Here is a 12,086-nt window from a genome sequence, read left to right as displayed (position 1 = left end):
CATTTATATCATGATACTTTTTATCCCTATATATATTACAGGTGTTTTATTGTATACAAATCAAATGACGAAAATTACAGCATTCTTTATTCGTCTATTCGGTGGATTTACAGGTTTTTAAAAATGAGGAGGAAGAAAAGTGAAGAAACTAATTGCTATTATACTAGCCGGAGCACTAATTTGGGCCGGAGTTAATTTTTATAATGCAAAGAAAGAAGAAAAAGAAAGAAAAGCGAAACAAGCGGAATTACAGAAAACAGAAGTATTACCACAAGTAGGATTTAAAGCACCAGACATAACATTAAAAGGATTAGACGGGAAGCTGTATTCGTTAAATGATGCAAAAGGTAAACCATATCTTATTAATTTTTGGGCATCATGGTGTGGTCCATGTGAAATGGAGGCACCTGACTTAGTTCGTATGTATGATAAATATAAAAAAGATGTTGAAATCTTTGCGGTAAATGCAACAATAGGAGATCCAGTGCAAGAAGCGAGCGCTTTTGCGGATCGTCACGGATTTCAGTTTCCTGTTTTACTAGATATGGATGGAGTAGCTGGATTAGACTATAAAGTATTTTCTTTACCAACGACGTTTTTTGTTAATAAAGATGGAATTATTGTAGAGCAAGTACGAGGCGTATTACCTCCAGATCAATTAGAAGAGAAATTTAAGAAATTAATTGAGAGTTAAAGAGGGGATTTTGTATTAATGGAGTGGATCGTGAGGTTACAACCCGTATCTCTTATAATTGGAAGTCTATTTGGATTTATGTTGATGAAACGAAAGATGAAGAAACAAAGTGTACCATATGAAAAAATGATGGATGCAGTAACAAATGCTTTTTTTATCATCGTATTTGTATGGAAATTTGCACCGGCGTTTTTAAATCCAGTATGGGCTATTAGGTCGCCACTGCAAGCATTATTAGCTATAGGAAGTACGAAACATATTGTAGTAGGATGCATAATTGCAAGTGTATACATTGTTTGGAAAAGTAAAAAGGGGCAATTTTCGCTTCGTACTTTACTTGATGCATTACCTATTGCGCTATGTATGAGTATTATTTTTTATTTTCTATTCCACCAAAAAGTAGGAGTACAAACGACATTGCCTTGGGGTGTGAAAGTATATGAATCTAATTTTTTATATCATCCTATATTCGCATACGAGATCATTCTGGCTCTTTGTATAGTGGGCTTGTTATGGATGAAAAATGAAAGGCTTGGAAATGGAAAGAATATAAGTGTTTTTCTAATTATTGAGGGGTTTGCTCATATTATTATTTCGCTTGTTAGTGAACAGAATTCGGTTCTATTTGGTTTATCGATGCAGCAAATACTAAGTTTTTGTGTTATGAGTTTAGGGATTTTGTTCGTGCCGAAAAGATAAAAATAGCCATGTACGGAGGAATCCGCACGTGGCTATTTTTATTACATCTATTAAAAAATCGGCGGAGTAACAGAAAATAAAACAATGGCATTTTTCTCGAATTGATTTACCCATTTATGTTTTAAATAAGCGGGTATTTTTACGCTATCACCCGTTTCTAATATGTACTCTTCTTCATTTAAATGTAATGTGATTTTCCCTTCTAATACATATGCTAATTCTTCACCTTTATGTTCTAGCACATTTTCTGACGAAGCTGTATTCGGCGGGATGGTCATAATTGCTGTTGCTAAATTTCCTGTGAAATCAGGTGATAGCATTTCATATGATAAATTATCGATAATCATTTTTTTTCGTTTATGAGAACGTACAATTAAATCGTCTGTATTTGTATCTTCAAGTAAAAAGCTAAATGTTGGAACATCAAGAGCTTTAGCGAGTACTTTTAATGTTTGGATAGAAGGGTTAGCAGATCCACGCTCAATTTGACTTAACATAGATGGTGTAATATCAGCCATCTTTGCAAGTTCTTTACTCGTTAAACCTTTTTCTTTTCTTTGTTTTTCAATTTTTTTACCAATATCTATATTTTCCATAATGAAAATCTCCTTACTAATTATTAAATTATATTTAAATAAATTAAATTAAAATTAACTAAAGTGAAAAATTTATGTTAAACTATATTAAAATTAATTTAATTATAATTTATTAAATCGTAAGCTACAAGGTGATGAGGAGGAAGAGAATGAAGGGAATAGAGAAATTAAAAGAGGGATATCCACTATTAAATAAATTAATCGCAACAGAAGAAGTGTTTTGGGTGAATCCGAACATGGAAAAGTATGAAACGGCAATAAAAGATTCGCCACTCAGTGAAGAGAATGTAAAAGATGCGGAGGAGAGGTTAAAGCGTTTTGCATCATACATTGCGAAAGTTTTTCCTGAAACGAAAGACACAGGCGGTATTATAGAATCACCTTTAGTGAAGATACCTTCTATGAAACAGTCTTTAGAGAAAAATTACGAGCAACCTATATTAGGAGAATTATTATTAAAATGTGATAGTCATCTTCCGATATCAGGGTCAATTAAAGCTAGAGGCGGCATTTATGAAGTGTTGAAACATGCTGAACAATTAGCTTTGCAGCATGGTATGTTAACAGAAGAAGATGATTATTCCATTTTAGATAGTGATACATGTAGAGAGTTTTTTGCAAAATACTCAATTGCTGTAGGTTCTACAGGTAATTTAGGGCTAAGCATTGGGATTATGAGTGCGAAACTAGGTTTTAACGTAACGGTTCATATGTCAGCAGACGCGAAACAATGGAAAAAAGATTTATTAAGAAGTAAAGGTGTAAATGTTATTGAATATGAAGCTGATTATAGTAAAGCTGTAGAAGAAGGAAGAAGGCAAGCAGATGCTGATCCTAGCTGTTATTTTGTAGATGATGAAAACTCGCATGATTTATTTTTAGGATACGCAGTAGCAGCATCGCGTTTACAAAAACAATTAGAAGAGTTAGAGATTGTAGTGGATGAAGAGCATCCTTTATTCGTTTATCTGCCATGCGGAGTAGGGGGCGGACCTGGCGGAGTCGCATTTGGTTTAAAGTTATTGTATAAAGACAACGTACACTGTTTCTTTGCAGAGCCAACACATTCTCCATGTATGTTAATCGGGTTAATGACAGGACTTCATGATAAAATCGCTGTTCAAGATATCGGAATTGATAATGTAACAGACGCAGACGGACTTGCGGTAGGAAGGCCATCTGGATTTGTTGGTAAAACGATGGAACCATTTTTGAGTGGGAATTACACAGTAAGCGATGAAGAGTTATATAGATTGTTAAAAGAACTAGCTGATACAGAGAATATTTATTTAGAGCCTTCTGCATTAGCAGGTATGATAGGACCAGTAAAAGTATGTAAAGAAGATGCGTATTTACAAGAGCAACAGTTAATGAAGGAGATGAAAAAAGGTACTCATATTGTATGGGGAACTGGTGGTAGTATGGTTCCAGAAGATGTGATGGATGGGTATTATAAGAAAGGTTTAGAATTAATACTGTAAGGAAAATGAGGCTAGTTATAGTCTCATTTTTTCATGTACATAAAAATCTTTGTTATTTTCACATATGTTCTTTATAGTATAGATATAAAGGATTACTAAGATCGAATAAATATAACAAAAAAGCTTTATTTTACATAATAAGAGGATGTGTATACGATGTCATTACAGACTAAATATATAGCGGGTATTTCGCTTGGGGTTATGGGAGTAGGTTTTGCGGCTTCTATTCCTTTTCAAGGGACGGTAGCTGGTGAGATTATTCAAGGTGGATTTGAAGCTGGGTTAGTTGGTGGACTTGCGGATTGGTTCGCAGTTACAGCATTATTCCGTCACCCGATGGGAATTCCAATTCCGCATACAGCTTTGTTACCGAAAAACCGTAAACGAGTAACGAAAGGGCTCATCAATACGTTAGAAAATGAGTGGCTAACGAAAGAAAGTATTACGAATAAAGTAAAAGAAATGCAATTAGCACAAATGGTGCTGCAAATTGCAGAGAGAGAAATGCAGTCTGATGCTGTGAAAAAAGGGATTGTAACGATTGCGGAGAAAGCGATTGTTTCAATAGATACTGAAAAATTAGCGGTTATTATTGAAAAAGAATTAAAAACGTATTTGCATACAATGAATACAAGTAACATTTTACAAGTGCTTGTTGATCAATTAGTTGTGCAAGAATATGATGAAAAGACACTTGATTACATATTAGTAAAAGTGAAAGGCTGGACAGCGCAAGATGAAGCGCGTTACCAACTCGGAAGCTTAGGTATGAAGGCGATGGAAAATATAAAAGTAGATGGATTCTTGCAGTTTACTTTGAAATCATTTATGAATATTGTAGATGAAGATAAAATTGGCGGTATTTTGCAGAAGTTTATTATTAGTAATATTAGCAGCTTACAAGATGCTGATAATAGCACGAGACAACTTATATTAGCGAAAATTCGTCAAGAAATTATAAATGTAAAAGAAAATGAAGCGTTGCTACAGGAATTAGAAAAATGGAAAGAAAAGTGGATTGCAAATTGGGATGGTACTGACAAAATTAAAGAGATGCTGGAACAAGTGCAGCAAAAAGCAGTTGCCTTTGTAAACAATGAAGAATTTGCGGATAAGTATGTTATTCCATTTTTACAAAAACAAATGAATAAAATAAAAGATGACGAAGTGACTGTTCAAAAAATAGAAGATTGGTTACAAAAACAAGTTGTGAAGCTTGTTGAGAATAACCATTCGAAAATCGGAAAGCTTGTGCAAGAAAATCTTGATAAGTTAGATGATAAAACGTTAATTGAAATGATTGAAAATAACGTCGGTAAAGATTTGCAATGGATCCGAGTAAACGGAGCTGTTTGCGGATTTATGATTGGCGTAGTGTTAGAGGGAATTAAAGCGATTATATGAGAAAAACCTTCCGCAATTGCGGAAGGTTTTTTTATTTTTCAATAACGCTCATATTTAAATTGTAAGCTTTCTCAATATTTAACTTGTACGTTCCATTCCCGGTTTTAATCGAATTTTTATACCAATGTTCTTGCCCGTTTAATTCTGGATTTTCTTCTGAAGAATTATTTTCTTTTTTCGTTAAATCCTCTACTTGTTCCCAAGGTGTATTTCCGATAGCTTCTTTTTGGTTTGTTACTGCTGTTAGAGAAATGTCACTTTCTTTTATTAAATGAACAGATACACCTGAGCTTTCTTGTACAAACCAATTGTTTTGTAATTGACCTGGATAAAGAGAAAGATCGCGATTAGAAGCACGAATTTCTACATGTTTCGTTTGCGGTAGTACAAGTGTCGGCTTTACGCGTGGTTCATGACCAAACAGTCTTTGATGAAACGGTAACGACTTTAATGTTATATACATTGTTTCTCCGGTCGTTTGAACTGAAAGAAAATCTTCTTGTTTTAAATTTGGTTTTTCATTTCCTTTTGTTGTCATTTCGTATGTTCCAAGAAGGCTAACTTCATTTGAGTTTCTTCCGTCTATCGTTAGAGGATGGTTGTCTGTACCTGCATCTACGACAATTTTATTGATAGATTCAGGAATGCTAAGTTTGCTTTCTGGAATCGTGTTCGTTTGTCTAGTTGTATGAATGGCGTAGCGAACTTCTTCTAGCAATCCAGTTGATAATAAACAGTAAAAAGCAATGCCAACACTTCCTAAAACACCGATAAAGAAAATACTGAAAATATCATATTTAATAAATGATTGTTCCTTCTTAGAAAATAGTAGGTAAAGTAAAATTTCCACGCCAAGTATAATAAGTAAAACAGGCCACCATGCTGTTAAGGAATCTAATACCTCAGTACCTTTTATAACTGAAAATAGTAAGAAGCATCCTAATGCAATAATAGAAAGCCCCATTGAAAATGTTCCAACGCGCCATGTTCTCATTCTTTCGTACCACCTTTGTTTTCTTTATTTCCAAGTAACAATTTAAAGCCGCCACCAATTAAGAGAAGTGCAACGATAGATGTTTGGAAATAGCGATAATACAGCTCGCTAAGATGAATGTTAAATAGAGATGCAAAATAATTGTCCAAAATAGGAAGGAGTGTTTGGTCTAATAAATAATAACCACCGAGTATAATTAACCCAATACCGATCCATCTTTGATGATTGATAAAATAATCAATGATAGGTTCATCATCTACACGTTCTTTTCCGTATTTTGAAGTTTGCTGTAAAGCGTCAAAAAAGCTATAGAACCAAATGATTGGTACTAAAAATAAAAACGCTGAAAGTCTTAATAAGTCGAGTAAATATATTGAAAGTAAAAAGGCTGCCATAAGCTGAAGGCCACGGCGCTGTAAGCCTAAATACATATGTCCTGCTCCAGGAAACATCGCTAAAATAGAAGCGAATGTTTTACTTTTTTTTCCTTGTTCACGGTGCTCTTCAAAATCTTCGAAAATGGTACGATCAATTAATTGCTCACCACGTTCTTTTTTCTGGAGTTGCTGAACAACATCGAAGAAATTATAAATCCATAAAACAGGTAACGTCACGAGAAAGATAAGAAAACTTTCTTGAGATGTTAAAAGAGCAACGAAAATGATCATACTTCCGATTCCTGTACAAGCTACTAAAAATGTAAGGCCACGTTGCATAAGTCCTAATTGAAAATGACCAAGTCCAGGGATGATGGAAAGAAGAATGATATAAAATCGTTCGCTCTCTTTAGAGGATTCTGTCAATTCTCCGGTTGCTTGTTTTTTCGATTGGTTAATAATTGTGATAACTAAATCTAGTAAGTTGACCACCCATAACACGGCTAGTAAAAATAGAGAAAGAAAAGCAAGTTCGCGCGCTATTAATTCTACTACGCAAAAAACTGCAATGGAAAATAGTAATAAAGCTCCTCCACCATATAAAATAAACCGTCCAAACTTCTTTAAATATAAATGTCCAAGCCCAGGAATTAGCCCTAATACAAGTGCTAAAAAGGGATTTTTATTCATGCTTTGAACCTCCGTCCTTTTTTGATGTGTCTACCGATTTGTTTACAATTTGTTGTGAGATAGAAGACTCGTTATGTTTTGAAGATTTCTCGAAATTTGATGTCGCTGTGAAAATATATTGGAATAAACCACTTACCATAAAAATAATTGTAGCCGCAGTCGCAATTATGTAGTGAACGATGGTGCGCTTTAGTGAGTTTGTTTTTATATTTTCATTAGGTTGTAGCGTTTCAAAATTAATTTGCGTCATAACTTCGTTCGTAAATGAATCATCATTTATCATTGGAAGGTTTTCCTGTTGTTCATCAATACTTTCCATATAAAGTGCTAAACAATGATCACATTCATAAAGATGTTCTTCCATAGATTCACGTTCATTGCTTTCTATAACATTTAATGTATAATTGCGCCAATCTTCTTTTGAATAATGCATCATAGAAACTCTTCCTCCTTCCAATGTTTTTTAATCCACTTTCTTGCCCGATACAGTTTCATTTCGACTGTTTTCACTTCGATGTTTTCCTGTAAAGCAATTTCTTGATAGCTTTTTTCTTCTAAGTAATGTGCGAGAACGACGTCACGGTAATTATCGGGAAGTTCTCTCAGTTTTTGAGCAATGAGTAATTTCTGCTCTTTCGTCAATAATAAAGCCTCAATATTATGAGAGGATTTTATATTTTCCTCAGTTTCTTTACATAAAGAGAGTTCTTCGTTTTCTCTAGCTTTCTTTCTCTTATAATCAATAGCGTGATTGGTGGCAATACGCGCCATCCACGTTTTTAATCCGCGAAATTGATAATTTGGGAGAGAGGCGTGAATTTTTACGAATACTTCTTGTGTAACATCTTTCGCATCTTCTTCATGTCTTAAAATAGAAAAGATAACTTGAAAAATATAATGACGATATGTTTGCACAAGGATACGAAAAGCATGTTCGCCTCCTTGCTGTGCTTTTTCAATTAATTGTTTTTCCTCAATGGGTCTCTCCCTCCTTTTTGACGCATTCTATTATATAGACGTAAAGAACGATAAGTCACCCTACACATGTTGTAAAAAAAGAATAATATATTTTTAGGAAGGGGGCTAGATGAAAAAAGGTGTGAAAAAATGGTAAAGAGAAGTATATAATGAGCAAGTAAGAAATGTTACGGGAAGAAAGGATGTGAATGTTAGTAGGGGAAGATCCATACTAACAAACATGAAAATTAAAATATTAATAGCAGATGATAACTCTTTTATAAGAGAAGGCATGAAAATTATTTTAAATACATATGAAGAGTTCGAAGTAGTAGATACAGTAAATGATGGGAAAGAAGCAGTGGAATATTGCAAAAAGAACGACGTTGATATCGCTCTATTAGATGTTCGCATGCCAAATATGAACGGGGTACAGGCGACGAAATTCATTTGTGAAGAGACGAAAACGAAGCCGCTTATTTTAACGACGTTTGATGACGATGAATATATTTTGGATGCAGTAAAAAACGGAGCGAAAGGTTATTTATTAAAAAATAATGATCCAGAGCGTATTCGAGATGCGATTAAAGGAGTATATAACGGTCAAACCGTTATGCAAGATGTAGTTCTCGATAAAATTAAGTCTAATTTAATGGAAAGTAAAGAGGAAGAATGTAAAATAGATAAAAGTCTTTTTACTGAAAGAGAGCTGAGTATTATCGCATTAATTGCAAAAGGCTTTTCGAATAAAGAAATCTCGAAGCAACTTTTCATATCAGAAGGAACAATTGCAAATTATATTACGTCAGTTTTAGGGAAAACTGGACTGGAACATCGTACACAAATCGCGATTTATTATTTAACAGGGAAAGTAGATTAAAGATATGGAATTTTGGTTAACTGTAAGTAAATTAATTGTCTTTATATATATTGTGTTTAGTTACATGTATTTAAATGTTGCGAACTTACCATGGATTATACTTACTTTGCTTTTATATCTTTCTGTAAACGTGCTGATTTCTATATGTAAAAAAGATACGTACAAAAACATATTAACTTCTGTATCGATTGGCTTAGTTATGTTATTTACATGGAAGATTCATTCGTTCTTTATATTGTTTTTACCATTGAACTTATATGAAATTATATTCCGTTATATAGAGAAGAGATGGCAACTCTTTATCATTATGATGATTCCTATTATCTTTACAAATGAAAGTATTAGAATGACATATGGATTAATTGTTGCATTTTCCTTTCTCGTATTAACTATGGCAGAACGGTATATATCGCGCGTATTAAAGCTTGAATCACAAAATGATCAGATGCGAAAAGATATGCAGCGGCTGACGAAAAGCTTAAATGAAAATAAAGAGTATATAAGACAATCAGAGTACACATTTAAGTTAGAAGAGAGAAACCGGTTATCACAGGAAATTCATGATAAAATTGGCCACTCGATGACAGGGGCACTCATTCAAATGGAAGCAGCAAAGAGGTTAATGGAGATAGATAAAGAAAAATCAGCTGAGTTATTACAAAATGCAATACATATTTCAAAAGATGGTATTGAAAGCATTCGGATTACATTAAAAAATATGAAGCCACCAACTGAGCAAATTGGCATTCATCGTATGAAATTATTCATAGAGGAATTTGCCGGTAAGCATGATATAAATATTCCTTTCGTATATAAAGGGAATTTAGATATGATTTCACCGATTCAGTGGAAGATTATCGGTGAAAATGTTACGGAGGCATTAACAAACGCGATGAAATATGCTGATGCGACAGTCATTTCAATCGATATTCATGTACTTAATAAGATGGTGAAAGTGCAAGTGAAGGATAATGGAAAAGGTGCAACACTTGTTAAAAAAGGTCTCGGGATTATGGGGATGGAGGAACGAACGGCGTCTGTAAATGGTAAAATTATTGTAGATGGAACAAGTGGTTTTTCAGTAACAATGTTGCTACCGATATGAGGATGAATCATCTCATATGAAAAAAGTGAATAATCTCATGTGAAAAGAATGAACTTCTGCACTGAGCAGGTTCATTCTTTTTGTTTATACTAAAAGCAGAGAAACCGAAATAGGGGTGAAACGATGAATACTTTAGAAATTAAAAATTTAACGAAAAAATTTGGTGATTTCATCGCAGTTGATAATATGTCTTTATCTATTAAAGAAGGAGAAATATTTGGCTTTTTAGGATCGAATGGTGCTGGTAAGAGTACGACAATCAACATGATTGCTGGTTTGTTAAGAAGTAATGAAGGTGAAATTAGCATACTAGGAAAAAATATAAAGAAACATAATCGATTTGCGAAGATGAATATCGGTATTGTTCCGCAAGATATTGCAATTTATGAAGAGTTAACAGCTTATGAAAATGTGAAATTCTTTGCTGGATTGTACGGATTACGGGGAGCTGAATTAAAAGCTAGGGTCGAGGAAGCTCTTCAATTTGTAGGACTTAGTGATAAACAGAAAAGCTATCCAAAGAACTTTTCTGGTGGGATGAAGCGAAGACTGAATATCGCTTGTGCAATTGCTCATAGACCGAAGTTAATTATTATGGATGAGCCGACAGTTGGAATTGATCCACAGTCAAGAAATTATATCCTGCAGTCTGTTCGGAAATTAAACGAAATGGGAAGTACGATTATTTATACGAGTCACTATATGGAAGAGGTAGAAGAGATTTGTACGAAAATAGCGATAGTAGATCACGGTAAAGTGATTGCAGAAGGAACGAAAGAGCAGTTAAAAGCGATTATTACTGATACGAAAGATATTTGGATTGAAGTGAAATCGGTAGAGAATTTAGATGTAGAAAAATTAAAAGAGATAAACGGTGTGAAAGCTGTTCAAATTGAAGAGAACGTAATTAAAGTAAATTCTGATGCAGGATTAAATAATTTAAATAAAATTGTTCAGCACTTCATCAATCATGACATTGAAATCCGTTCGTTAGAGGAGCAGGCTCCTAACTTAGAAACGGTATTCCTTACGTTAACTGGAAGAAACTTACGAGATAAATAAAGAGTAAATGAAGAAAAGGTAAAGGGAGGTTCATCAATTGAACATCTTCAATATTGCAATTATGCATATGAAAAGAGATTTCAGAGACGTAAGAACTTTAGTTTTTATGTTAGCTTTTCCGATTGTGCTTATGCTTGTGTTAGGTACAGCATTAAGTAATGCGTTTAATAGTGATAGTCATTCAATTAAAGATATACAGGTGCTATATAAAGATGAAGCGAGTAGCACGTTTTCTCAAGCATTTGAAGCATTTGCGAAAGAAGTTGATAAATCGGGGATTCATTTTAAAAAAGCTTCTGAAGGTATAGATGGGAAGGAAGCAGTGAAGCAAAATAAATATGCTGCTTATGTAGAATTAAATAAAGATGGTGCAAAAACTTACGGAAGTGACAAAAGTAGTATTGAGGGAAGTATTGTGGAAGGTATGCTTATAACATTTGTTGATAAGTACAATGTAGCAGCCGAAGTTGCAAAAGTTGATCCTAGTAAGGTGAGCGCAGTTATTTCAAATGGAAATCATAATGATTATATAAAAGAAACATCTTTACAAGCTGCGAATAAACCGGGTTCTATGGATTACTATGCGGTTGTAATGACGACGATGATTGCGCTGTATGCTGCGATGGGAGCAAGTTTTCTAATTCGAGGAGAACGAATACGTAAAACAGGAGATCGCCTTATTGCTGCACCTATAAGTAAGGCTGAAATTTTCATTGGGAAAGTGCTTGGTAGTCTAGTAGCAAATGCCCTGTGCATATTACTCGTTATGTTATTTAGTAAATTTGTCTTTCAAGCGAATTGGGGAGATCACCTTGGAATCATATTTCTTATTTTATTAACAGAAGTCTTTCTAGCAATTAGCTTCGGTTTAGGGATTGGATATATTACAAAAACACCTGAATCGTCTAGAGCAATTATTATGGTGGTAGTGCAACTAGCTTCTATTTTTGGCGGTGCATATTTCGTAATAGAAGAAAATTTCGTTACGAATTTATCACCATTAACGTGGGCAAATACAGCTGTTATGAAAATTATTTATGCGAATGATGTAGGGGCAGCACTACCAGTCATTTCTTTAAATATTGGAATATCAGCACTCTTTTTATTAATTGCAATTATTGCATTACGTAGACGGGAGGGGCTATAG

General features: G+C 34.0%; 13 protein-coding genes and 1 pseudogene. 9 read left to right on the top strand and 5 right to left on the bottom strand.

Translation table 11 applies throughout. The annotated features are described in order from the left end of the window. Positions 1-34: 34 nt before the first annotated feature. From QCI47_RS30310 to QCI47_RS19195, 3 genes and pseudogenes are all read left to right on the top strand, one after another. Positions 35-121: pseudogene (locus QCI47_RS30310) on the top strand (cytochrome c biogenesis protein CcdA); the annotation flags it as partial. An 18-nt stretch (positions 122-139) separates the two neighbouring features. Next, a complete protein-coding gene (locus tag QCI47_RS19200; protein WP_046197751.1) occupies positions 140-694 on the top strand; it encodes a TlpA family protein disulfide reductase in 555 nt (184 codons plus the stop codon). An 18-nt stretch (positions 695-712) separates the two neighbouring features. After that, a complete protein-coding gene (locus QCI47_RS19195) occupies positions 713-1,393 on the top strand; it encodes a prolipoprotein diacylglyceryl transferase family protein (RefSeq protein ID WP_309422642.1) in 681 nt (226 codons plus the stop codon). A gap of 50 nt (positions 1,394-1,443) precedes the next feature. Here the strand turns inward: QCI47_RS19195 and QCI47_RS19190 are convergent, their stop codons facing one another. Next, on the bottom strand, positions 1,444-1,989 hold the full coding sequence (locus tag QCI47_RS19190) for a helix-turn-helix domain-containing protein (RefSeq protein ID WP_000427635.1): 546 nt from the start codon (positions 1,987-1,989) through the stop codon (positions 1,444-1,446). A gap of 149 nt (positions 1,990-2,138) precedes the next feature. Between QCI47_RS19190 and dsdA the strand changes: the two genes are divergently transcribed. Then, a complete protein-coding gene (dsdA, locus tag QCI47_RS19185; protein WP_309422644.1) occupies positions 2,139-3,470 on the top strand; it encodes a D-serine ammonia-lyase in 1,332 nt (443 codons plus the stop codon). 156 nt (positions 3,471-3,626) lie between these two features. Next, positions 3,627-4,874 carry a DUF445 domain-containing protein gene (locus tag QCI47_RS19180; protein WP_309422645.1) on the top strand — a complete coding sequence of 416 codons (1,248 nt, stop codon included), beginning with the start codon at positions 3,627-3,629 and terminating at the stop codon, positions 4,872-4,874. A gap of 31 nt (positions 4,875-4,905) precedes the next feature. On the opposite strand, the gene exsE is transcribed toward QCI47_RS19180, so the two are convergent. From exsE to QCI47_RS19160, 4 genes are read right to left on the bottom strand one after another with little or no spacing between them, the layout of a single operon-like run. Then, positions 4,906-5,868, bottom strand: coding sequence for an exosporium protein ExsE (gene exsE / locus QCI47_RS19175; protein ID WP_309422646.1), 963 nt, complete (start codon positions 5,866-5,868; stop codon positions 4,906-4,908). Then, entirely contained in the window at positions 5,865-6,935 is a 1,071-nt protein-coding gene (locus QCI47_RS19170; RefSeq protein WP_076875823.1) for a hypothetical protein, read from the bottom strand. The genes exsE and QCI47_RS19170 overlap by 4 nt, the downstream gene beginning before the upstream one ends. Further along, positions 6,928-7,371, bottom strand: a complete 444-nt coding sequence (locus QCI47_RS19165; protein WP_000972367.1) for a hypothetical protein — start codon at positions 7,369-7,371, stop codon at positions 6,928-6,930. The genes QCI47_RS19170 and QCI47_RS19165 overlap by 8 nt, the downstream gene beginning before the upstream one ends. Continuing rightward, positions 7,368-7,850 (bottom strand): RNA polymerase sigma factor, encoded by a 483-nt coding sequence (locus tag QCI47_RS19160; RefSeq protein ID WP_001195469.1) that lies wholly within the window; start codon positions 7,848-7,850, stop codon positions 7,368-7,370. The genes QCI47_RS19165 and QCI47_RS19160 overlap by 4 nt, the downstream gene beginning before the upstream one ends. Positions 7,851-8,133: 283 nt before the next feature. On the opposite strand from QCI47_RS19160, the gene QCI47_RS19155 reads away from it, so the two are divergent. The 4 genes from QCI47_RS19155 to QCI47_RS19140 all read left to right on the top strand — a co-directional run bounded on the left by QCI47_RS19155 (position 8,134) and on the right by QCI47_RS19140 (position 12,086). Beyond that, complete coding sequence (locus QCI47_RS19155) at positions 8,134-8,772, top strand: response regulator (RefSeq protein ID WP_353811924.1); 639 nt, start codon at positions 8,134-8,136, stop codon at positions 8,770-8,772. A gap of 4 nt (positions 8,773-8,776) precedes the next feature. Beyond that, entirely contained in the window at positions 8,777-9,877 is a 1,101-nt protein-coding gene (locus QCI47_RS19150) for a sensor histidine kinase (RefSeq protein WP_000397675.1), read from the top strand. 123 nt (positions 9,878-10,000) lie between these two features. After that, positions 10,001-10,939, top strand: a complete 939-nt coding sequence (locus QCI47_RS19145; protein ID WP_001093819.1) for an ABC transporter ATP-binding protein — start codon at positions 10,001-10,003, stop codon at positions 10,937-10,939. Between the two features lie 37 nt (positions 10,940-10,976). Beyond that, a complete protein-coding gene (locus QCI47_RS19140) occupies positions 10,977-12,086 on the top strand; it encodes an ABC transporter permease (RefSeq protein ID WP_001020164.1) in 1,110 nt (369 codons plus the stop codon).

The organism is Bacillus cereus group sp. RP29 (assembly GCF_040459765.1).
Classification (GTDB): domain Bacteria; phylum Bacillota; class Bacilli; order Bacillales; family Bacillaceae_G; genus Bacillus_A; species Bacillus_A paranthracis.
This window is presented reverse-complemented; position numbering and strand designations above follow the sequence as displayed.

Excerpts from the sequence above, each read along its gene's own strand:
- QCI47_RS19195 (WP_309422642.1), top strand. The coding sequence starts at position 713 with ATGGAGTGGATCGTGAGGTTACAACCCGTATCTCTTATAATTGGAAGT.
- QCI47_RS19190 (WP_000427635.1), bottom strand. The coding sequence starts at position 1,989 with ATGGAAAATATAGATATTGGTAAAAAAATTGAAAAACAAAGAAAAGAA.
- dsdA (WP_309422644.1), top strand. The coding sequence starts at position 2,139 with ATGAAGGGAATAGAGAAATTAAAAGAGGGATATCCACTATTAAATAAA.
- QCI47_RS19180 (WP_309422645.1), top strand. The coding sequence starts at position 3,627 with ATGTCATTACAGACTAAATATATAGCGGGTATTTCGCTTGGGGTTATG.
- exsE (WP_309422646.1), bottom strand. The coding sequence starts at position 5,868 with ATGAGAACATGGCGCGTTGGAACATTTTCAATGGGGCTTTCTATTATT.
- QCI47_RS19170 (WP_076875823.1), bottom strand. The coding sequence starts at position 6,935 with ATGAATAAAAATCCCTTTTTAGCACTTGTATTAGGGCTAATTCCTGGG.
- QCI47_RS19165 (WP_000972367.1), bottom strand. The coding sequence starts at position 7,371 with ATGATGCATTATTCAAAAGAAGATTGGCGCAATTATACATTAAATGTT.
- QCI47_RS19155 (WP_353811924.1), top strand. The coding sequence starts at position 8,134 with ATGAAAATTAAAATATTAATAGCAGATGATAACTCTTTTATAAGAGAA.
- QCI47_RS19150 (WP_000397675.1), top strand. The coding sequence starts at position 8,777 with ATGGAATTTTGGTTAACTGTAAGTAAATTAATTGTCTTTATATATATT.
- QCI47_RS19145 (WP_001093819.1), top strand. The coding sequence starts at position 10,001 with ATGAATACTTTAGAAATTAAAAATTTAACGAAAAAATTTGGTGATTTC.